The 20,912-nt window shown below is 54.4% G+C and carries 19 protein-coding genes; 8 read left to right on the top strand and 11 right to left on the bottom strand.

Features of this window, described 5'->3' with window-relative positions:
• Nucleotides 1–20 precede the first annotated feature (20 nt).
• Nucleotides 21–374 (top strand): energy transducer TonB, encoded by a 354-nt coding sequence (locus AB8Q18_01095; GenBank protein XDZ51678.1) that lies wholly within the window; start codon nt 21–23, stop codon nt 372–374.
• Here AB8Q18_01095 and AB8Q18_01090 read toward each other — a convergent pair.
• The gene (locus AB8Q18_01090) at nt 371–1,144 is read right to left on the bottom strand and encodes a helix-turn-helix transcriptional regulator (GenBank protein ID XDZ51677.1); all 774 of its coding nucleotides are present in this window, start codon (nt 1,142–1,144) and stop codon (nt 371–373) included. The two genes, AB8Q18_01095 and AB8Q18_01090, sit on opposite strands and share 4 nt — an antisense overlap.
• A gap of 133 nt (nt 1,145–1,277) precedes the next feature.
• Here AB8Q18_01090 and AB8Q18_01085 point away from each other — a divergent pair, with 133 nt between their 5' ends.
• The 7 genes from AB8Q18_01085 (at nt 1,278) to AB8Q18_01055 (ending at nt 10,389) form a co-directional block, all read left to right on the top strand.
• The gene (locus AB8Q18_01085) at nt 1,278–2,066 is read left to right on the top strand and encodes a sulfite exporter TauE/SafE family protein (GenBank protein XDZ51676.1); all 789 of its coding nucleotides are present in this window, start codon (nt 1,278–1,280) and stop codon (nt 2,064–2,066) included.
• Nucleotides 2,067–2,367: 301 nt separating this feature from the next.
• The gene (gene shiA, locus AB8Q18_01080) at nt 2,368–3,693 is read left to right on the top strand and encodes a shikimate transporter (protein ID XDZ51675.1); all 1,326 of its coding nucleotides are present in this window, start codon (nt 2,368–2,370) and stop codon (nt 3,691–3,693) included.
• Between the two features lie 361 nt (nt 3,694–4,054).
• A complete protein-coding gene (locus AB8Q18_01075; GenBank protein XDZ51674.1) occupies nt 4,055–5,413 on the top strand; it encodes an MFS transporter in 1,359 nt (452 codons plus the stop codon).
• Nucleotides 5,414–5,566: 153 nt separating this feature from the next.
• Nucleotides 5,567–6,460 carry a 4-hydroxyphenylacetate catabolism regulatory protein HpaA gene (hpaA, locus tag AB8Q18_01070; GenBank protein ID XDZ51673.1) on the top strand — a complete coding sequence of 298 codons (894 nt, stop codon included), beginning with the start codon at nt 5,567–5,569 and terminating at the stop codon, nt 6,458–6,460.
• Nucleotides 6,461–6,913: 453 nt separating this feature from the next.
• The gene (locus AB8Q18_01065; GenBank protein XDZ51672.1) at nt 6,914–8,299 is read left to right on the top strand and encodes a GntP family permease; all 1,386 of its coding nucleotides are present in this window, start codon (nt 6,914–6,916) and stop codon (nt 8,297–8,299) included.
• Nucleotides 8,300–8,311: 12 nt separating this feature from the next.
• A complete protein-coding gene (locus AB8Q18_01060) occupies nt 8,312–9,952 on the top strand; it encodes an AMP-binding protein (protein XDZ51671.1) in 1,641 nt (546 codons plus the stop codon).
• Complete coding sequence (locus AB8Q18_01055; protein ID XDZ51670.1) at nt 9,949–10,389, top strand: MaoC family dehydratase; 441 nt, start codon at nt 9,949–9,951, stop codon at nt 10,387–10,389. The genes AB8Q18_01060 and AB8Q18_01055 overlap by 4 nt, the downstream gene beginning before the upstream one ends.
• Before the next feature lie 9 nt (nt 10,390–10,398).
• Here AB8Q18_01055 and AB8Q18_01050 read toward each other — a convergent pair whose 3' ends face one another.
• The 10 genes from AB8Q18_01050 to AB8Q18_01005 form a co-directional block, all read right to left on the bottom strand.
• Entirely contained in the window at nt 10,399–11,598 is a 1,200-nt protein-coding gene (locus AB8Q18_01050) for a Bcr/CflA family multidrug efflux MFS transporter (protein XDZ51669.1), read from the bottom strand.
• 68 nt (nt 11,599–11,666) lie between these two features.
• Nucleotides 11,667–12,587, bottom strand: a complete 921-nt coding sequence (locus AB8Q18_01045; protein ID XDZ51668.1) for a p-hydroxyphenylacetate 3-hydroxylase reductase component — start codon at nt 12,585–12,587, stop codon at nt 11,667–11,669.
• Nucleotides 12,588–12,653: 66 nt separating this feature from the next.
• A complete protein-coding gene (locus AB8Q18_01040) occupies nt 12,654–13,823 on the bottom strand; it encodes a p-hydroxyphenylacetate 3-hydroxylase oxygenase component (GenBank protein XDZ51667.1) in 1,170 nt (389 codons plus the stop codon).
• 287 nt (nt 13,824–14,110) lie between these two features.
• Nucleotides 14,111–15,562 carry an NAD-dependent succinate-semialdehyde dehydrogenase gene (locus tag AB8Q18_01035; protein XDZ51666.1) on the bottom strand — a complete coding sequence of 484 codons (1,452 nt, stop codon included), beginning with the start codon at nt 15,560–15,562 and terminating at the stop codon, nt 14,111–14,113.
• Nucleotides 15,563–15,573: 11 nt separating this feature from the next.
• Nucleotides 15,574–16,395: a 4-hydroxy-2-oxoheptanedioate aldolase gene (gene hpaI / locus AB8Q18_01030; GenBank protein ID XDZ51665.1), complete on the bottom strand. Its 822-nt coding sequence runs from the start codon at nt 16,393–16,395 to the stop codon at nt 15,574–15,576.
• A gap of 17 nt (nt 16,396–16,412) precedes the next feature.
• Complete coding sequence (gene hpaH / locus AB8Q18_01025; GenBank protein XDZ51664.1) at nt 16,413–17,216, bottom strand: 2-oxo-hept-4-ene-1,7-dioate hydratase; 804 nt, start codon at nt 17,214–17,216, stop codon at nt 16,413–16,415.
• 76 nt (nt 17,217–17,292) lie between these two features.
• Nucleotides 17,293–17,685: a 5-carboxymethyl-2-hydroxymuconate Delta-isomerase gene (locus tag AB8Q18_01020; GenBank protein ID XDZ51663.1), complete on the bottom strand. Its 393-nt coding sequence runs from the start codon at nt 17,683–17,685 to the stop codon at nt 17,293–17,295.
• A gap of 54 nt (nt 17,686–17,739) precedes the next feature.
• The gene (hpaD, locus tag AB8Q18_01015; GenBank protein ID XDZ51662.1) at nt 17,740–18,585 is read right to left on the bottom strand and encodes a 3,4-dihydroxyphenylacetate 2,3-dioxygenase; all 846 of its coding nucleotides are present in this window, start codon (nt 18,583–18,585) and stop codon (nt 17,740–17,742) included.
• A gap of 66 nt (nt 18,586–18,651) precedes the next feature.
• On the bottom strand, nt 18,652–20,112 hold the full coding sequence (gene hpaE / locus AB8Q18_01010) for a 5-carboxymethyl-2-hydroxymuconate semialdehyde dehydrogenase (GenBank protein XDZ51661.1): 1,461 nt from the start codon (nt 20,110–20,112) through the stop codon (nt 18,652–18,654).
• A gap of 32 nt (nt 20,113–20,144) precedes the next feature.
• Complete coding sequence (locus AB8Q18_01005; GenBank protein XDZ51660.1) at nt 20,145–20,906, bottom strand: fumarylacetoacetate hydrolase family protein; 762 nt, start codon at nt 20,904–20,906, stop codon at nt 20,145–20,147.
• Nucleotides 20,907–20,912: the final 6 nt, after the last annotated feature.

Here is a 20,912-nt window from a genome sequence, read left to right as displayed (position 1 = left end):
CCATTATCATCCACGCGACCATGAACCTCATCAACCGCCTTTCTTTTGCCTGCTTACTGGCCATCAGCCTCAGCCTCACCGCCTGCGCCCAGCCGCCACAAGTCATCTCTGGCGCCCTGATCAACGCCTCACAAAGCACCATTTCCTACCCGGCTGCCGCACGCGTTGCCAAACATGAGGGCGACGTTCATCTACTCTTAGACGTCGACGCCCAAGGCCGGATCACCCAGACCAGCATCGCCCAAAGCAGCGGCGATCGCGACCTAGATCGGGCCGCCCTCAAGGCTGCCAAGCGCTGGCGCTTTACCCCTGCTAAACGCGGCAATCAGGCCATCCCACACCAATACCTACAAATCATCTCGTTTCGGCTCTAGTCTTTAGCAGCAAACGTCGAGGGCAGCTGCCCCAGCACCCGTTTAAACATGGTGGTGAAGGCGGCGCTGCTGCCATAGCCTAAATCCAAGGCCACCGTGGTCACGGCAACACCTTCGCTTAAACGCGCCAAAGCCACCACCACACAAACACGCTCGCGCCAATGCGCAAACGATAGGCCAACCTGTTCTTGAAACATGCGCCCTAAAGTGCGCACGCTGACACAAAGCTCGGCCGCTGCGTCTTCAGGACGACTCCTCAAGCTAGGCGCTTTCATAAATGCCTGACACCAGCGCAGTAAAGGGCCATCAAGCGGCGGCAGGGGCACATGAAACGGCAGCGTCGCCATCTGCGCCAACTCCAATAATAAAAGCTGCATCAGCACGCCATCGCGCCCCTCGCGCTCATACCGCAGCGGCACGTCCACGGCCGCCACCAGCAGCTGCCGCAACAGCGGCGACACCGCCAACACTCGACAGGTTTGAAACGCTTCAGCGGCGACGGCCGCCGGCTCAATATACAGGCTACGGGTACTGACGCCGCTCATGCGCACTTCATGCGCCACGCCCGCCGGCAGCCAGACCGCCCGCTGCGGCGGCACCACCCATTGCCCCATCGGCGTCCTTACCTGCATCACGCCGGTCACCCCATACAGCAATTGGGCACGGCGATGGTGGTGCATGGGCAAGACATGCTGAGGTGGATAGTCGGTGCCGATGGCCACCACCTCACGGTCAGTCTGATCATGGTCGGCAATCAAGGCGTTGCGCATGTGGGCTACTCCCTTAGGTTTAGATGTAGGTCGTGGCGGATTCTCAATGATTCTTGTCTGAATCCATAAAGCACGCCTCATCTTAACCGCCTACACTCTTTTTTTAAAGATCATTTGGAAATAGAGAATTAAGATGTTTGAACTTGCTTTGATTCTAGCCGTAGGCTTTGGCGCAGGCATCACCACCATTTTATTTGGCTTTGGCGGCGGCTTTGTGGTGGTACCGTTTGTGTATTACCTCTTAAGTCAACAGCCACAGCTGGGGCATGAAGCCATGCACGTGGCCGTGGCCACCTCAACGGCGGTGATGATTCTAACCGCCAGCTACGCCAGCTACAGCAATTGGCGCAGCGGCAACATATTAAAAGAAACCATCACCCCCTTGATTTACTTCATCGCCATCGGTGCCGCGCTGGGCGCCGCCTTTTCGGTGGCTTTGGCCGACCAGACGGTGCGGCTCTTATTCATCATCTATATGGTGATCACCATCGCCGACTGCCTGTTTCGCCGTGGTTTTTTACAGCAGCCTGACGCCAAAGCGATGCGGCCCACCACGCTGTTTCTCGGTGGCCCTGTTATCGGCATCGTGGCCACAGCCTTAGGCGTGGGCGGCAGCGTGATGACGGTGCCCTTATTACGCCGCCACGGCTACGCCATGAAGCACTGCGTCAGCGCGGCCAACCCGCTGTCGATTCCCGTGGCCTTGATTGGTGCCGGTGCCTACGCCTTCCTTGGCCAGGGCAAGATTGATGCGCCGTTTTACCTTGGCTACATTAATGTACACATTTTAGGCCTGCTGTTTGTCGCCGGCCTGGTCGGCATCGTCTTCGCCAAAACCTGTCTACCCAAAATCAACGATGCCCTCCACGCCAAAATTTATGTCGCGCTGCTCTTCCTAGTCTTGATCGCCATTTGCCTCTAGCGGCGCATGCGCCAACCTGACCCAAAAAAACGATTAGCGGCATTATTGCCCAAAACAACGCCAAAAAAGAAGGAATGGCCGCGACAAACGCTTTTTCTGAGCAATACCTACGCTTAACCACGACGCTTGCACACATCTCTTCTCGCCTAGATACCCTCTAGGCGATTTTTTTTAGCCATAATCATGCGTTTCGCCCCAAGGCCCCGCACCCAAACTTGACCAAACCCAATCGCCCTCCTTAAGATGCTTTTTTGTCGTCGCTACAGCTAGCGACCCCACTCGTTTTTTGAAATGGAACCCCGTGTCTGTCGCTCACCCTTCCCCCAATTCGGCCGCTAGCGATGCGTTACGCTTAGCCACTGAACAAGAACAACGCGCCAAACGCGCCGCCCTGAGTAGCTTTGTGGGTGCCGTTGTCGACTGGTATGATTTTTTACTTTACGGCATCGTCGCCGCCCTAGTGTTTAATCAGCAATTCTTTCCCAGCATCAGCCCCAGCATGGGCACGCTGGCGGCCTTTGCCACCTTTGGCGTGGGCTTTTTATTTCGCCCCTTAGGCGGCATTGTGTTTGGCCACTTTGGCGATCGACTAGGCCGGAAAAAAATGCTGGTGCTCACCGTGGTCTTAATGGGCGGCGCAACGGTCTTGATTGGCTTACTGCCTAACTTTGCCCAAATCGGCTGGCTGGCACCTATTTTATTGGTGCTGCTGCGCGCCATCCAAGGCTTTGCCGTAGGCGGCGAATGGGGCGGTGCAGCCCTGTTGGCGGTCGAGAATGCGCCGGCGGGCAAGAAGGCCTTTTACAGCAGCGGCGTGCAAATCGGCTATGGCGTCGGCCTCATGCTGGCCACCGGCAGTGTGTCCCTCATCATCATGACTCTAGGCGACGAAGCCTTCCAAGCCTGGGCTTGGCGCATTCCATTTATTGCCAGCGTGGTACTTTTGGCCGTTGCCCTGTGGATTCGTCGTGGCCAAGATGAGTCGATAGAGTTCATTCAAAAAGTAGTCAACAACGCGCAGCGGCCGAAGAAGCTGCCCATATTCGAAGCCGTCAGCCGCCACCCTAAGGCGTTTTTCTACATCATTGCGCTGCGCTTGGCCGAGCTACTCACCATGTATTTAGTCACCGCCTTTGCCTTATACTATGCCACCAAGCAATATGGCCTCTCTAGCCAGCTGTTTCTCAATATTGGCTTGATGGTCGGGGCGATTAGCTGCCTAACCATTCCCCTCTTCGCCCGCATTGCCGACTCATTTGGCTATCGTCGTATGTGTGCGTTGGGCGGCCTCATCGGCGCGCTGGCGGCCTTCCCGTTTTTCTGGGCCTTAGAATCAGGCGTCACGCTGTGGATTGTGGTGTGCGCCATCCTCTTGGCCAACCTCGCCCACGACATGGTGGTCAGCGTGCACCAACCTGTTTTTACTGAGCTATTCGGCACAGAATATCGCTACAGCGGTGCCGGCGTGGGCTATCAAGTCGCCAGCATCGTGGGCGGCGGCTTCACGCCATTTATCGCCACCGCCTTGGTGAACATGAATCAGGGTGCTTGGCATTGGGTGGCCGTCTACCTCAGCATAGGCTGCTTGCTGACGGCGCTGGTGGCGGGCTTGGTGAAAATCAAATAAGCCCAACCTGACGCACTTTACCTAAACCTTGCCTGCCTGGCTTAGCCAGGGGCAAGGTTTTTTTATGGTGCTAAGCCAAGCCGAGGCAACCGTTTGTGCACCACCACAAAGCTGTTAACCGGCCTAGATCACCCGCGCTTATGCCTCAACACGCCTCCTAAACCATGTGGGTTTTCGCCACCCAATGCGCCTCGCTCAACCACATTAAAGCCGATTTTTTCTATTTCCGTAAAAAACACTGGACAAGCCCCCTCTAAATTTACTAACATAGTAACAAATAATTACTAAGATATTAGCTATTAAGCTAAACAATCACGACTTGACAACGTGTCTACTCAAATAGAGAGCCAAAGGAGAAGTAATGAACGCAAAAAACGCCTCGGCGTCGGCCAGCGAACGCAAAGTCGCGCTCGCCACCATCATCGGCACCACGGTTGAATGGTACGACTTTTTCATTTACGCCAGCGCAGCTGGGCTGGTATTCAAACAATTATTTTTTGCCCCTGCGGGCAATGAGCTGGCCACCTTAATCGCCTTTGCTTCCGTGGGCGTCAGCTTCTTGTTTCGCCCCTTAGGTGCGTTTTTGGCCGGTCACTTTGGTGACCGCATTGGCCGTCGCGCCATGCTGGTGGTGACCCTCATTCTGATGGGTGCCTCCACGTCGTTAATCGGCCTACTGCCCACCTACGAATCCATTGGCATCATGGCGCCGATTCTGCTGGTGTTCTTGCGCATTTTGCAAGGCATTTCCGCTGGCGGTGAATGGGGTGGCGCGGTGTTGATGGCGGTGGAACATGCGCCCGAAGGCAAGCGCGGCCGCTTTGGTGCCTTCCCACAAATTGGCGTGCCCTTAGGCCTATTGTTGGCTTCTGCCGTTTTGGCCTTGATGAGCGGCGTGATCTCTCCTGGTGAGCAGTTTGTCGAGTGGGGCTGGCGCGTGCCGTTCTTACTTAGCATTGGCCTGTTATTCTTAGGCCACTGGATTCGCCGTTCGGTAGATGAAAGCCCGGTGTTCGAAGAAATTAAAGAACGCAAGGCCAGCTCACGCACCCCCATCATCGACTTATTTAAAAACCACGCCCTCTTGGTTTTGTTGGCGGCCCTAGTGTTTGCCGGCAACAGCGCCCTAGGCTATATGACCACCGGCGGCTTTATTCAAAACTACACCACCGACCCAGCCGGCCCGCTACAAATGGACCGCACCCCGATTTTACTGGTGGTGACGGTGGCCTCTGCCGTGTGGCTATTGTTCACCTGGCTGTCGGGCTGCTGGTCCGATAAAATTGGCCGCCGTAATATGTACATCATTGGTTGGGGCGTACAGCTCATCGGTGTGTTTGCCCTATTCCCGCTGGTGAACATGGGCACGTGGCAAAGCGTGTTGGCGGCTCTGTGCATTTTGTCGGTCGGCATTGGTTTGACCTATGGGGCGCAATCAGCCTTCTATTCAGAGCTCTTCCCAGCCTCCATCCGCTTCTCTGGCGTGTCGATTTCTTATGCACTGGGCGCCATTTTAGGCGGAGCCTTTTCGCCCATGATTGCGGCGGCGTTGATTGGCCGCACCGGCAGCACCGAATCAGTGGTGTATTATTTGGCCACCATGACGCTGGTAGGCTTGATCTCCACCTTATTGCTCAAGGACCGCAGCAACATTCCTCTGGGCCCACAACACGAGGCTGAACAATCGGTATCGCCGATTTATGGCCGCGACAAAGCCTAATGAAGACCGGATGATCATGGCCAGCACCTTATCGATTTAAGGTGCTGGCTTTTTTTGAATGCACCAAGCGCAGGCAAAGCCCTTTGCCTCGCGCCGCCAAACAGGCTAAGCTTTCAAGATCTCCGCGACGCCCATCCCTGCGAAAGACTCGGCATGAAGCAAAAACACATCCCCAACTTAAATCTGGTGCAAACCTACGACAAATTTTACAAAGACGCCCAGATTCATTATGAGTCCTTGGACAATTTGGCGTCTTTTTTTGGCCGCGCCATGCACGTCCATCGCCACGATCGCTACTATCAATTGCACTACATCCACAGCGGCAAGGTACATTTAATGTTGGGCGAAGCAGAATACAATGAACAGGCGCCCCTGCTGTTCCTCACGCCACCGCCCACGCCACACGGCTTTGTGACCGAGCCACAGGCCACCGGGCAGGTGCTCACCGTTCATCAAAGCGTGGTGCAGGCACTGATGTACAGCCTAGACAAAAGCGGCCCCAACATCGACGCCCAGCCTTTTTGCTTGACCTTACGTGATCTGCCAGAGGCGGCCAAACGACATGAAGCCCAGCTGATCAAGGCCTTTAACGGCCTAGATCAAGAAGTACAAAACCACGACGCCCTCGGCCAAAGCGCCGCCATCAACCATTGGGCGCAGCTGGTCTTGGTTAACCTGTTTCGGCTGATTGCTGGTTCTACTCAGATGCGGCCCTCTCATCACAGCCAATCGGCTATTTTTCGCCGTTTTTTAGAGTTAATCGAAGAATATTATAAAGAGCATCTGGCCATCACCGATTACGCTCAGCTGCTGAACGTCACCGATGGCCGCCTAAACCACATCTGCCGCACCATCGCCAATGCCTCTTCCAAACAGCTCATTTTTGAACGTTTGGTGCAAGAGGCTAAATATTTACTCTCCTACACCAGCCTGTCGATCAAAGAAATTGCCTTTGATTTAGGCTTTCAAGACCCAGCCTACTTCACCCGTTTCTTCCTTAAATACACGGCCCAAACGCCTAAAGCTTATCGCAGTCATCGCGTTTAAACCACAAAAAATGAATTTAAATTCATTTTTTTAATCTTATTCATATTGACGCGGCAAATCAGCCAAATCTAAAAATAAAAGCATAAATCGCCCTCACGACCAACCATTTCGCTCAATCATTGCCAACAAACTGCCATTCACGCCCATTCCCACCCTCAGAAAAATCATGCCTTTCGCTTAGAGACATCTATAAGTCCATCATTTTTATTGACTTAGCCCACCCCCTGTCCGACTATAAATGCACGAGGAGCAACACTTCAACGGCCCAGCGTCGTTGCTAAAAACACAATAAAAAAATCATTTGTCTACACACGAGGAGCAGGCCCCAGAAGCACATTCCCCCGATCCATCCCTTGCCGACTTCACCGACTGGGATCACCCAGCCGATGCCGATGAGTCGTGATTGAACACGACCACCCTATCGTTCCGAACCGATCAGAAGGACTAATCACCATGAGCACACTTGCCATTATTGTCTCGTTACTGCTGTTGATGTTTTTTGCCTATCGAGGCATCACCGTTCTCATTCTGGCCCCGATAATGGCCAGCGTAGCCGTATTATTGAGCGGCAGCGCCTTTGACATCATGCCCACCTATACCCAAACCTTCATGCAAGAGCTGGGGGGCTACATCATCAAATTCTTCCCCCTCTTCATGCTGGGCGCCCTATTTGGCAAGCTGGTGGCCGACTCAGGCTCGGCCCACACCATTGCCCACAGCATCATGCGTAAGCTAGGGACCAAACACGTGATTTTAACCGTGGTCTTAGCCTGTGCGCTGTTGACCTACGGTGGCGTGTCCTTATTCGTGGTGGCCTTCGCGGTTTACCCCATCAGCGCCGTACTGTTTCGCGAAACCAATACGCCTAAACGCTACATTCCAGCAGCCATTGCCCTAGGCTCGTTCACTTTTACCATGACGGCGCTGCCAGGCGCGCCCTCCATTCCAAACGCCATTCCCACACCGTATTTGGGCACCACTACCTTTGCCGCACCGGGCTTAGGCATCATTGCTGCCTTAGTGATGCTGGTGTTGGGCGTGTGGTTTTTGCGTAGCCGCGCCAATAAAGCCATGCTGGCTGGTGAAGGCTATGGCCAACACGGCAATGAACACCTACCCAGCGATGATTTGCCCCGCCCTAAGCTGTGGGTTGCGCTCTTGCCCATCATCTTGGTTATTGGCCTAAACGCTTTATTTTCTTATGTGATTTTTCCGTATGTTGATTTAAGCTTTTTAAATCAAGAACGCTTTGGCAACATTGCCCCCGCCAGCGTCATTGGCATGTGGTCGGTGCTGTTGGCCTTAATCATCGCCATTGTGGTGGCGATCATCCTCAACTGGGGCCACTGGCAAAACCTTAAAAACACCATCAATAAAGGCAGCGTGGGCGCCCTTTTGCCCATCTTCAACACCGCCTCAGAAGTCGCCTACGGTGCGGTGATTGCCTCTTTAGCAGGCTTCGCCATCATCCGTGACTTAATTTTGAACATCTCACCCGAAAACCCATTAATTTCAGTGGTGATCAGCATGAACGTTTTGGCCGGCATTACCGGCTCATCCTCTGGTGGCCTGAGCATTGCCTACCGTACTTTGGGCGCAGATTATCTAGAGATGATCAACGCCGCTGGCATCAGCCCTGAGCTGCTGCACCGTATTTCCGCCATTGCCGCCGGTGGTTTAGACACCTTGCCGCATTCTGGTGCCGTGATTACGCTGTTGGCCATTTGTGGCCTCACCCACCGCCAGTCCTACCCCCAGATTTTCATGATGACCACCGTTGTCCCCATGACCGCCCTTTTGGTGGTTCTGGTATTGGGCACCCTATTTGGCAGTTTCTAGGAGGTTTACGCCATGCATCAGCACCATCCCCAACCCCATCGGCCCATCAGCCGCTGGGCTGACCTACCCGATTATTTCAACATCGCCGAAGCCTGCTGTGATCGCTGGGCTAATGAGCCAGAACGCATTGCCATCATTCAAAAAAATGCCGATGGTTCGGTGCGTGAATACCGCTTCCAAGAGCTACAGCAACAGGCTAACCAGCTGGCCAACAGCCTACGCCAACAAGGCATTCGCGCTGGTGACCGCGTGGGCATCATGCTGCCGCAACGCTTTGAAACCGCCGTGGCACACATCGCCATTTACAAACTTGGCGCCATTGCGGTGCCCTTATTTAAACTCTTTGGCGTCGATGCCATTCAGCACCGCGCCAGCAACAGCGGCATGAGCGTGCTGATCACCGACCCAGAGGGCTTAAGCAAGATTGAGCCGATCTGGCCGCAGCTGCCAGCCTTAGGCCTGTGCTATGTAGTGGGCCACGAGCAAGACGCTGGGCGCGTTTTGGCTTATGAGGCGGCACTGGCACAGCAAAGTACGGCGTTCGCTAACCACCCCACCCGCGCCGAAGATCCAGCCTTAATCATTTACACCTCAGGCACCACGGGCCATCCCAAAGGCGCCCTGCACGCCCAGCGCATTTTACTCGGCCATTTGCCGGGCGTACGCGCTTCCCACGACGGCTTTCCCCAGCCGGGCGACCTGATGTGGACGCCAGCCGACTGGGCCTGGATTGGCGGCCTATTAGACGTTTTGCTGCCGTCTTTGTATCACGGCGTACCGGTGGTGGCTTATCGAGCCGAGAAATTTGCCGCAGAAGACATCTTTCAACTCATGCAAGACTTAGGCATCCGCAACGTGTTTTTCCCCCCCACCGCGCTGAAAATGCTGCGCACGGTGGCCCATCCTGAAACGCGCTGGCGCCTACAGCTGCGTTCCGTCGCCAGCGGCGGCGAATCCTTGGGCACCGAGCTACTTGCTTGGGGCGATCAGGCCTTAGGCCTACGCATGAATGAATTTTATGGCCAAACCGAATGTAATTTAGTCGTATCGTCTTGGGCCAGCCAAGGCGTGTATCGTGAAGGTGCCATCGGCAAAGCCGTGCAAGGCTTTGAGTTGGCCGTACTGGATGATGCGGGCCATGAGCTTGGGCCCAACGAGCCTGGCCATTTAGCCGTAGCCTGCCCCAACATCAGCCAAATGCTGCACTACTGGGACAACCCTCAGGCCACGCAAGACAAATACAGCGGCCGCTGGCTCATCACGGGCGATACGGCCAAAATTGACGAAGATGGCTATGTGTACTTTGTTGGCCGAGAAGATGACGTCATCACCAGCGCCGGCTACCGTATTGGGCCAACGCCGATTGAAGATTGTCTATTGAAACACGCCGCCGTCAATATGGTGGCCGTCATCGGTAAAAAAGACGCACTGCGCACCGAGGTGGTTAAGGCCTTTGTGGTGTTAAATAAGGGCTTTCAAGGCGATGAGGCCATGGTGAGCGACTTGCAAAACCATGTACGCACCCAGCTGGCCAACCATGAGTATCCGCGAGAAATTGAATTCATTGACGCCCTACCCATGACCACCACCGGCAAAATCATCCGCGGCGCCTTACGCGCCCGAGACAACCAAACCAATAAGGAAACAGCATGAACTTTATCGGCAAAGCCTTTGACGAATTGAATCAGGGCGACACTTTTGGGCAGCGGCTCACCATCACCGCGGCGCACATCAGCCAAGCTTGCGGCATGTTTGGCGACTTCAACCCCCTACACAGCGACGCTGAATTTTGCGCCAATAGCCGCTTTGGCGAGCCGATTTTACATGGCCCGATGACCAGCGCCTTTATGTCGGCCTCCATCGGCATGTATTTTTACGGCACCGCCATCGCCTATCTAGAGCACAACTGCCAGTTTGTGGCGCCGGTGTTTGCTGGCGACACCTTAAGCGCCAACTGGACCATCAGCGAATGCTTGGCCAAACCAAAAGTACAGGGCGGTATTGCCGTCCTGGTTGGCGAATGCCACAACCATAAGGGCGAACTAGTGGCCACGGCCACGGGCAAAATCATGTTGCGTAACCGCGGCTAGCGCCCCTGCTTAGCTCACGCCGTCGGCCTCTGGCCGGCGCGTGAGCCGCATGGCACCAAAACACAGCACGCTCGCCACCGCAATCATGCCCACCATGGGCTGAGGATCCACGGCCACAAACTGGCTGACCATCAAGCTAAATAAAGCGCCTAGGCCAAACTGAGTGGCCACGGCTAGGCCAGCAGCTGCCCCCGCCTGCTGTGGAAACAAGCCCATCAGCTGGGCAATGCAGTTGGCGCTGAGGGTGCCCGTCATGGCCACCAATAGCCATAATCCCACCACGATGCCCCATAGTCCGCCCCAGCCACTGTAGCCCATCAGTCCTAAGGCCAGCCCCGCAAGTAACACCATGCTGGCGCCAAACTGAATCATTTTCTGAGCGCCCACTCGTCCGACCACGGCCGCGTTCACAAACGTCATCGCCATGATGCCAAAAATATTCAGGCCAAACAGCAAAGCATATTGCTGCGGCGTCATCCCAAAATAGTCGATGTACACAAACGGTGACGCCGTGATGTAGACAAACATGGCGGCAAACGACATGCCCATACACACAATATAACTGAGGCCGCGCCGATCGGTCGCGATGTGGTAATAGGCCATGAACACCTGCTTAAGCGAGGTCAGCCGCCGTTCAGGCGCCAAGGTTTCCGGGACTTTAAACCACACCAGTAGCCAGCACAGCAGTGCGTAGGCGAATAAAAAGCCAAAAATGGCGCGCCAGCCCAACCACAGCACCAATAAGCTGCCCAGCACCGGCGCCGCAATCGTCGCCACCATGGTGATGATGTGCATCAGCGACAGAATTTTAGCCGCCTCACTCATGGGATAGACGTCGCGCACAACCGCGCGGGCTAACACCGAAGCGCTGGCGCCGCCTAAGGCCTGCAACAGCCGCCAGCCCAACAGCTGATCGGCGCTAAAAGCCCACATACAGCCCGCCGTCGCGGCCAAATACGCGGCGATGCCGCCCAACAGCAGCTGCCGCCGCCCGAAACGGTCGGACAACGGCCCGTACAGCAGCATGCCCACACTAAAACCAATCAAAAAAACGGTGATGGTGCGCTTAATGTGCTCTGCCGCTGCCCCTAAATCCTGAGCGATGTCGGGTAAGCTGGGTAAATACATGTCGATGGATAAAGGGCCAAACGCCACCAGGCTGGCCAAAATAATGATGAGCCCAGAGCGGGCTCGAAGAGAATGAGTCATGCAACACACCTTGTCGGCACAAAAAAAGGGCCATTCACGGATGAATAACCCTGGTCTAACCCTAAACCTTAACCAATCATGTCTTTTAACATGGTTTTGAATAAGGCCACCTGTTCTGGCTGATAACGCGCAAACACCTGATCTTGATGCTCTTCTGCGATGGCATACAGCTGCCCCGCTTGCTCGTGGCCCAGATCGGTCAGCTGTAAGGATTCGCTATCTTCTTGAATCAAGCCCTTACGCTTCAGAATCTCCACCGCCTGCTCGATTTCGCGCATCGGCATCGCCACTTCTTTCAGCATGCCCACCTTGCAGTTGGCGTGGCCGCCATCCAACACCAGCAGCATCCGCGCCTCGCTGGTGCGTAAGCCTGACGCTAACTGCTTAGGATAGTAATCGTTTTGGTAGGCGCGCACGGCCTGAGTCAACAAGTAATGCATATTGTGAAACAGCTTGCCCGACGTGGTTTGATCGGCTGGCTGCGCGTCACGCTTACGCTGTAGGCTGGGGTGCGGTAAAACGGCCGAGTAGGCGCCTTGATGGTACAGTAACGGCGCGCGGCCAAAGTCGCTAAAGGCCACCACTTTACCGATGAGGATCACATGGTCGCCGGCATCGATTTGCTGATACAGCTCACACTCAAAGTGGGCGGCGCAATCGTCTAGCAACAAACAGCCACCCGCCCCTTCTTGATGGCTGATGTCGGCAAACTTATCGTCCTTAGGTCGGGCAAAATTATTCGACAAGGCGATTTGATCCCCCGCCAAGATATTCACCGCAAAATGGCTGGCGCGGTCAAACACGGCCTGGCTGCTAGAGCGTTTGTCGATACACCACAGCACCAAGGCTGGCTCTAGCGATACTGAATTAAAACTGTTGGCGGTTACGCCCACTTTATTGCCGTCGCTGTCTTGGGCCGTCACCACCGTCACACCGGTGGCGAAATTACCCAAGGCGCGACGAAATGATTTACTGTCAAACGTCGTCATCCTGCTCTCCTCTATCCTACGCTTGGCCTATCGTTGGCCTATATTGGCTGATTTTTTAGAATGGATTTAAACCATACTTGGATCGGGCTCTAGACCCATCAGCTCTCGGCCCAAAATTTGGGCACACACATCGTAATCGGTATAGGCATGCGCACCGGTGATGTGCACGTCGCGGAAGAGACGCTGAATCTCATTGCCTTCCATCCACACGCTGGCACCCGAGGCGCTAAACAAGCGATCAACGGCTTCCACGCACATTTTTACCGCATAAGCCTGATTGGTACGCCAATGGGCCAAAGTTGCGCGGCTAGGATATTCTTTACGTTCGGCGTGTTCTTTATGGTCGAGCAAGGTTTTTTCCAAATAAGCACGCGCCGCCCCTACTTGATGGGTTGATTCGGCTAAACGCATCAAAGCCGGCGTGGCCGTACCCACGTTCACGCCGGTATAGGCGCGCACACGGTTTTTGGTTTTCTCTTGAAACGCCACCAGCATGCGCTCAGCAACGCCTAAGGCGATGGCGGCAAAACCGCTGGCAAAGTAAGGACGATAAGGGGTGTAGAACACCTTACTGTCTGGGTATAGGCCAAAGCCTGCCGACTTACCTTCCATCATGTCTTTGGCGGCCTGAATACGGTGTTCTGGCACGAAAACGTCTTTGATGCTCAATTGCTTAGAGCCACTACCCTTCATCGCCATGGCATACCAGTTGTCGACGATTTCGTAGTCTGAGCGTGGTAAAACGGCAAACGAATACACTTTTTCGCCTGCGGCGTTAAAGCGGTTACAGCCCACAATGGCCCAGTCGGCGTGGTCGCAGCCGCTGCTCCAACCCATTTCGCCGCTGATGCGGATGCCGCCTTCAACTTCTTCAATTTGGCTAAACGGTGCGATCGAGCTGCTGGCGGTGGCGTCGGGATTCTCGCCCCAAATTTCGTCCTGCAATTGCTTGGAGAACATGGCCAATTGATGGTTGTGGGTACACAGTAGGCTAAACGCCCAAGCGGTGCCGCCACACGCGCCGGCTAAGGCACTGATGCAGTCAGAAAATTCAGGTAGGGAAATTTCGTAGCCGCCATAAGGCTTAGGCAAGAAGGCCTTGTGTAAACCAATGCCTTTTAAAAGGGCAATGTTTTCATCCGGCACGCGGCGCAGCTGTTCGGTTTTGTCTGCGTTAGCGGCAATTTGCGGCAAGATCTCTTGCAATCGTTCTAATAGAAAGTTTGTATTTTTCATGTTTCTTCGCCTTGTTGATTATTTTTTATAAGGGCGACCGATGCCGTGCGTATCGGCCTCTAAATCTCTGTTCCTAAACATTCGCTAGGAGATGTAGATCAGTATGACCAGCTTCGGCGTTTTGATAAATGTAACTTTCCCGACTAACATTGTACTTTTCATTGAATTTGTTAATTTATTAGTAATTTCTGTCATCGCCGAACACAGCGCCCAAATAATCACGCGACAGACACAAAAACAGCCTTAGCGATGACGAACTCGCTAAGGCTGTTGTTCACACCGTCCAACTACAGGCCGGCCAGCAGCACGTATTTGATTTCTAGGTAATCGTCCATGCCATATTTCGAGCCTTCGCGGCCCAGGCCCGACTGTTTCACCCCACCAAACGGCGCCGCCTCATTCGACAGCACACCGCTATTCACCGCCACCATACCGTATTCCAAAGCTTCAGAGACGCGCACCACGGTGCCCATGTCGCGGGTATAGAAATATGAGGCCAGCCCAAACTCAGTGTCGTTGGCATAGCCAATGACTTCGTCTTCGGTGTCAAATTTAAACACCGGCGCTAAAGGCCCGAAGGTTTCTTCCTTGGCCACCTTCATGTCCTGCGTCACGTTCTTGACGATGGTGGGCTGGAAGAACAGCTGCCCCAGCGCATCCACTTGGCCGCCGCTCACCAGCTCAGCACCCTTACTCACGGCATCATCGATGTGTTCTTGCACTTTTGCCACCGCATTGGCGTCAATGACGGGACCAAAAACCACGCCCGCATCCAGGCCGTTGCCCATTTTCAATTCGGCCACGGCCGCCGCCAGCTTGGTCACAAAGGCATCATAAATGCCGGACTGAACGTAGAGGCGGTTCGCGCACACGCAGGTTTGGCCAGCGTTGCGAAACTTACAGTTAATCGCGCCCACCACGGCCTCATCCACATCAGCATCATTAAACACAATAAACGGCGCATTACCGCCTAGCTCCATCGACACTTTCTTGACCGTATCGGCGCATTGGGCAATCAGCTTGCGGCCTACTTCGGTCGAGCCGGTAAAGCTGAATTTTTTCACCCTATCGTCTTTGGTCAACACTTGGCCAATCTGGGTGGCGCTACCGGTCAACACGTTAAACACGCCGGCCGGAATGCCCGCTCGGTGGGCCAATTCAGCAATCGCCAAGGCCGACAGCGGCGTTTGAGAGGCTGGACGCACCACGATGCTACAACCTGCGGCCAGCGCTGGCGCCGCTTTACGGGTAATCATGGCATTGGGGAAATTCCACGGCGTGATGGCGGCGCACACGCCGATGGCTTCTTTAGTCACCAAGATGCGTTTATCGGCGCTCGGCCCCGGAATGATGTCGCCGTAAATACGCTTGGCTTCTTCGGCATACCATTCGATATACGATGCCCCGTAGGCAATCTCGCCCTTGGCCTCAGCCAATGGCTTACCTTGCTCCAAGGTCAAAATCCGGGCTAGGTCATCCTGATGCTGCATCATTAAATCAAACCAGCGGCGCAGCGCTTGGCTACGCGCCTTAGCCGGCATTTTGGCCCAGGTTTTTTGCGCCAGATGCGCAGCCGCCACGGCGGCTTCGGCTTCGGCCTGACCCAAATTGGGCACTTGGGCAATCACCTCACCCGTTGCCGGGTTAATGACGTCAATTTGGTCGGCTGCACCGCCCACCCATTCACCATTGATGTAGGCCTGAGTTTGCCACAGGCCTTGGTCGCTTAATCCATTCATGCTGTTCATCCTCAATACACCGAGGGCGCTGCTGGCTCAGCCGCGGCGCCATCTGCTTTAAACTGCCCCAATAACTGACGACAAGACTTGGCCAATAGCGTGGTGTCCACGCCCACGGCCACAAAATTAAAGCCCATTTCAATAAAGGCTTTGGCCTGTTTTTCGTCGGCATACAAAATACCAGCGGCCTTACCCGCAGCGCGAATCGTCGCCACGGCGGCCTTAATCGCCGCCTGTACTTCAGGATGCATTGGGTTACCGCGATGGCCCATGGCCGCACACAGATCGGCAGGGCCAATAAAGACCCCGTCCACGCCATCGACCGCCACAATCTCAGCTAAATGATTCAGCCCAGCCACGTTTTCCACCTGCACCAAAAGGCACATTTGGTCGTTGGCCTGATTCAAATAGTCGTCGACGCTGTTCCATAATGAGGCGCGCGCCAAAGCACTGCCCACGCCGCGAATGCCTTCAGGCGGGTAACGCATGGCGTCGACGAGACCGCGCGCCTGTTCGGCGCTTTCGACCATCGGCACCAATAGGGTTTGCACGCCCACGTCTAATAGCTGCTTGATCAACACCGCATCGCCCACGGGCGGGCGCACCACCGGCAACGACTGGCCCTGCGCCTGATAGGGCGCAATCGCCTGTAGCTGCTGCAACACAGTGGTGACGTTATTCGGTGCGTGCTCGGCGTCGATGAGCAGCCAGTCAAAGCCCACGGTCGCGATCAGCTCAGCGCTGTAGCTGTTGGCAAGGCCTAGCCACATACCGATCTGAGCCGCATCACCGCGCAGCGCTTGCTTGAATTGATTGGGCATGATTTTTGCCATGATTCTGTCCTTATCGGTTAGCCAAAGTAGCAGGCGATGGCGCCTAGATCACCATAGTCTACGTGGAAGGTATCGCCTTGGCGCGCCGCCACTGGGCGCGTAAACGAACCGCCTAAAATCACTTGGCCAGGCTGTAGGGTCACGCCATGAGGGTGTAGCTTATTGGCTAGCCACGCCACGCCTTTGGCGGGATGGTTCAATACCGCCGCCGACACGCCCGACTCTTCAATCACGCCATTGCGGTACAGCACGGCGCTGACCTTACGCAAGTCCAAATCAGTAGGGCGAATGGGTCGACCACCCATCACCACACCGGCATTGGCGGCGTTGTCGGAAATGGTGTCGAATACTTTGCGGGTGATTTTGGTTTCTGGGTCAACGTTGTGCAAGCGCGCATCAATGATTTCTAAAGCAGGCACTACCCATTCGGTGGCGTCTAAAACGTCAAAGATGGTGCAGTTCGGGCCGCTCAAAGGCTTGCCTAAAATAAACGCCAGCTCCACTTCAACGCGCGGCACGATGAATCGCTCAAAGGGAATCTCAGTGCCCTCGTCAAAGAACATATCGTCTAGCAAGGCACCATAGTCTGGTTCAGTGATGTTAGACGACACTTGCATGGCGCGCGAGGTCAGGCCAATCTTATGGCCAACCAGCTTACGCCCTTCTGCTATTTTTAAAGCCACCCAGGCTTTTTGAATCGCGTAAGCGTCGTCGATGGTGATGTCTGGCTGAGTCAGTGAAAACTGTTTCAGTTGGGTACGGGTTTGTTCGGCGTGGTTTAGCTGTTGTGCTAACGCTTGAATCGTATCGGGTGCAAGCATGCTGGCTTCTTTCTCTTGTTCTTAAGTGGGCGCATCAATCGGCACAGGGCCAGGTTGCTTTCATCATCACGCGGCCTTAGCCGCCGTTGGCCTTTAAAAAGGCGTGAATATTGTTTTTTTTGTAGGTTAAAACTGGATGAACTTCTTGCATTTCAAACGAAATCGCCAATAGGCGCTTTGCCTGTAACGGCGCAAAATAGGCTTCAATCAGGGCAAACAGCTCATCGCACACGGCCTTACGGGTCTCTAAATCACGCCCGCTACCCACCTTTAAGGTGATGTGGATAAAGGCATAGTCATGCTGATTGTCGGCAATGCGATAATCGTCCATACGGATGGCGCGGCTGCGAATCCCGCCTAAGGGGAACACGCCGCTGTTGCCTAAGCATTCATGTACTTGGGCAAAAAATTCATCAAATACAATGTCGGCGGCCAGATTGGCCGAATATTCAACGGTAAAATGGGGCATCACGGCTCCTAAACCGCTGGGCCAGCCACGCCAGCCCAGCAGAATCATCAGTCGTTAAAGGGGAAATAAAGCGTTGATTTGACCGGTGCCCGAGCTGGCAAAAAGGTCGGTGAGGATTTCGACCTTACCGCGGTATTGATCCCAACCCACTAGGCCCAACAGCATGGCCGTATCGTGCATCATCCCTTCGCCAAAACAGTGCACGGCGTAATCCGGCAACATGGCACAAAATTCTGGCCACAGACCTTCTTTCCACATGTCCACCACGCGTAAGTCAACCTGACGGTCAAACTCACGGGTGTAGCTGTTCATGCCGGTTGACGCAATGCGGTCCCAAATGAAGCGGTGCGACAGCGAACCACTGGCCAGTACGGCTACTTTGCCGTCGTATTCTTGAATGGCTTCCAGCACGGCTTCACCCAGCTTGCGGCTGTCTTCTAACTCGTGTGAGGTACAAAAAGCCGAAATCGAAATCACTTTAAAGTGTTGGTCTTCGTTCATGTAGCGCATCGGTACTAGGGTGCCGTACTCCATTGCTAAGCTGTCAATTTCGTGTGACATGGCGCGGACGTCTTTGGCGCGCGCTTTTTCAGCGATTAAGTGGCCCAACTCTGGGTTACCCTGATATTGATAAGTCATGTCTTTAATAAAGTGTGGCAGCTCATTACTGGTGTACACGCCTTCAAAGCGGTCATTACAGTTAATGTGGTAGCCGCTGTTCACCAGCCAGTGGGTGTCAAACACGATGATGGTGTCCACGCCCAGTTCGCGGCAGCGACGGCTGATTTCTTTATGGCCATCAATGGCCGACTGACGACAGCCGTGGTGCTCACCCGGTAATTCAGACAAGTACATAGACGGTACGTGCGTGATTTTTGCTGCTAGTGCAAGTTGCCCCATAATCTTTCTCCTAATCCTTATTATTGTGAGGCTGACGCGGCTGCGTCAGCCTGCCTGAGCTCGCGCCTACACGCCCCAACGTGGGATATGGTGCTCGCCCATAGAAATGCACACGTTTTTCACTTCGGTGAACACTTCAAAGCTGTACTCGCCGCCTTCACGGCCGGTACCAGACTGCTTCACGCCGCCAAACGGCTGGCGTAGGTCGCGCACGTTTTGTGAATTCACAAACACCATGCCGGCCTGTATTTGCGACGACACGCGGTGGGCACGAGTCAAGTCAGACGTCCACACATAAGACGCTAAACCGTATTCCACATCGTTGGCCAAGCGTACCGCCTCGGCTTCGTCTTTAAATTTAATCAAACACACCACGGGGCCAAAGATTTCTTCTTGGGCAATGCGCATGCTGTTATCCACATCGGCAAACACCGTCGGCTGAATGAAGTTGCCTTGGCTCAGGTGAGCCGGTAAGCCTGCTGGACGCTCTAGGCCACCAGCCAATAGGCGTGCGCCCTCTTCCATGCCAATTTTGATGTAGCCGGTCACCTTGTCGTAATGCTGACGGGTGATCATGGCGCCCACCTGGGTGTTGAAGTCTTGCGGATCGCCCACGATGATGCGCTTGGCACGGGCGGCAAACTCTTCCACAAACTGGTCGTAAATGCTTTCTTGAATGAAGATGCGTGAACCCGCGGTACAGCGCTCGCCGTTCAAAGAGAAGATGGTAAACAACGAAGCGTCTAAGGCGCGCTGCCAATCCGCGTCATCAAACACCAACACCGGTGACTTACCGCCTAATTCCATCGAGTATTTTTTAATCCCTGCGTTAGACATGATTTGTCGACCGGTGGCCGTACCGCCGGTAAACGACACCGCGCCCACGTCGGGGTGGCGCACCAAAGCATCGCCCGCATTGCGGCCATAGCCTTGCACCACGTTAAATACGCCCTCAGGCACGCCGGCCTCTAAGGCCAAGCGACCCAGCTCATTAGCGGTCAAAGGCGACAGCTCCGACATTTTCAACACCGCAGTATTACCCAAGGCCAAGCACGGCGCCGTTTTCCAAGTAGCGGTCATGAACGGCACGTTCCAAGGCGACACCAGACCACACACGCCAACAGGCTGATGCATGGTGTAGTTCAACATTTGGTCGTCTACCGGATAGGTGTGGCCATTCATGCGGGTACACACTTCGGCAAAGAAGTTAAAGTTATGTGAGGCGCGTGGAATCAACACGTTGCGGGTTTGATGAATCGGCAGGCCGGTGTCCAGCGTTTCTAACTGGGCGATTTTTTCCACGTTTTGGTCAATCAAATCGCCAAACTGGCGCATGATTTTGGCCCGCTCTTTGGCCGGGGTTTTCGACCATTTAGGAAACGCTGCCTTGGCCGCAGCCACGGCCATGTCGATTTCTTTTTGACCGCCGCTGGCCACTTCGCCAATTTTTTCCATGGTCGCAGGGTTGATGTTGTCGAAGGTTTCTTCGCTGGCGACTTCTTTACCGTTAATCCAATGTTTGATCATTTTATTCATTCCTTTGTCTGATTCGGCGGCCATTACTTGGCTGCGAAAAATTCGTCTTCGGTCAACATATAGTTGGTCAATGAACCCACTTGCTCAATCTCGATGATGACGGTATCGCCCGCCTTCACATCAGAAGTGCCTTTAGGACAGCCGGTGGCAATCATGTCGCCTGGCTGCAAGGTCATAAAGCTAGACAGATACTCAATTAAAAACGGCACGTCAAAAATCATGTCTTTGGTATTGCCCTCTTGACGCAGCTCACCGTTCACCCAGGTTTTCAAGCTCAGATTCATCGGATCGGCCACATCGGCTAAATCAATAATATACGGCCCAACCGGCGTCATCGCATCGCGGTTTTTCACGCGTAAATTAGGGCGATAGTAGTTTTCCAAATAATCACGGATGGCGTAGTCATTACACAAGGTGAAGCCTTCAACATAGTCCCACGCATCAGCGGCTTTGACGTTTTTAGCGGTTTTACCAATCACGGCGGCCAGCTCACACTCGTAGTGCATGTAGTCGATGTTGTTAGGGCGCCAGCTGTGGCCGCGATGGCCGACATAAGTACCCTTAGATTTAATGAACACCAGCGGCTCAGTCGGTGGCGCAAACGCTAGTTCACTGGCGTGATCGGCATAGTTAAGGCCTAAGGCAAACATGGTGCCTGTAGCGGGCGGCAGCCAGGTCACATCGGTTTCGGCCACAACGGTCCCGTCCGGCAAATTCACAGACAGGTCGTCGTTAACGGTCACGGCATAGGTTTGATTTTGGTATTGAATCTTGGCTTTTTTCATGATGAG

The sequence above is a fragment of the Neisseriaceae bacterium CLB008 genome (genome assembly GCA_041228285.1).
Classification (GTDB): Bacteria; Pseudomonadota; Gammaproteobacteria; order Burkholderiales; family Neisseriaceae; genus JAGNPU01.
This window is presented reverse-complemented; position numbering and strand designations above follow the sequence as displayed.

Bases quoted from the DNA above. Each gene is read 5' to 3' on its own strand.
- hpaA (XDZ51673.1), top strand. From the start codon at position 5,567: ATGAAGCAAAAACACATCCCCAACTTAAATCTGGTGCAAACCTACGAC.
- AB8Q18_01055 (XDZ51670.1), top strand. From the start codon at position 9,949: ATGAACTTTATCGGCAAAGCCTTTGACGAATTGAATCAGGGCGACACT.
- AB8Q18_01005 (XDZ51660.1), bottom strand. From the start codon at position 20,906: ATGAAAAAAGCCAAGATTCAATACCAAAATCAAACCTATGCCGTGACC.
- AB8Q18_01050 (XDZ51669.1), bottom strand. From the start codon at position 11,598: ATGACTCATTCTCTTCGAGCCCGCTCTGGGCTCATCATTATTTTGGCC.
- AB8Q18_01065 (XDZ51672.1), top strand. From the start codon at position 6,914: ATGAGCACACTTGCCATTATTGTCTCGTTACTGCTGTTGATGTTTTTT.
- AB8Q18_01020 (XDZ51663.1), bottom strand. From the start codon at position 17,685: ATGCCCCATTTTACCGTTGAATATTCGGCCAATCTGGCCGCCGACATT.
- AB8Q18_01095 (XDZ51678.1), top strand. From the start codon at position 21: ATGAACCTCATCAACCGCCTTTCTTTTGCCTGCTTACTGGCCATCAGC.
- hpaE (XDZ51661.1), bottom strand. From the start codon at position 20,112: ATGATCAAACATTGGATTAACGGTAAAGAAGTCGCCAGCGAAGAAACC.
- AB8Q18_01060 (XDZ51671.1), top strand. From the start codon at position 8,312: ATGCATCAGCACCATCCCCAACCCCATCGGCCCATCAGCCGCTGGGCT.
- hpaH (XDZ51664.1), bottom strand. From the start codon at position 17,216: ATGCTTGCACCCGATACGATTCAAGCGTTAGCACAACAGCTAAACCAC.
- hpaI (XDZ51665.1), bottom strand. From the start codon at position 16,395: ATGGCAAAAATCATGCCCAATCAATTCAAGCAAGCGCTGCGCGGTGAT.
- AB8Q18_01045 (XDZ51668.1), bottom strand. From the start codon at position 12,587: ATGACGACGTTTGACAGTAAATCATTTCGTCGCGCCTTGGGTAATTTC.
- AB8Q18_01090 (XDZ51677.1), bottom strand. From the start codon at position 1,144: ATGCGCAACGCCTTGATTGCCGACCATGATCAGACTGACCGTGAGGTG.
- AB8Q18_01035 (XDZ51666.1), bottom strand. From the start codon at position 15,562: ATGAATGGATTAAGCGACCAAGGCCTGTGGCAAACTCAGGCCTACATC.
- hpaD (XDZ51662.1), bottom strand. From the start codon at position 18,585: ATGGGGCAACTTGCACTAGCAGCAAAAATCACGCACGTACCGTCTATG.
- AB8Q18_01040 (XDZ51667.1), bottom strand. From the start codon at position 13,823: ATGAAAAATACAAACTTTCTATTAGAACGATTGCAAGAGATCTTGCCG.
- AB8Q18_01085 (XDZ51676.1), top strand. From the start codon at position 1,278: ATGTTTGAACTTGCTTTGATTCTAGCCGTAGGCTTTGGCGCAGGCATC.
- AB8Q18_01075 (XDZ51674.1), top strand. From the start codon at position 4,055: ATGAACGCAAAAAACGCCTCGGCGTCGGCCAGCGAACGCAAAGTCGCG.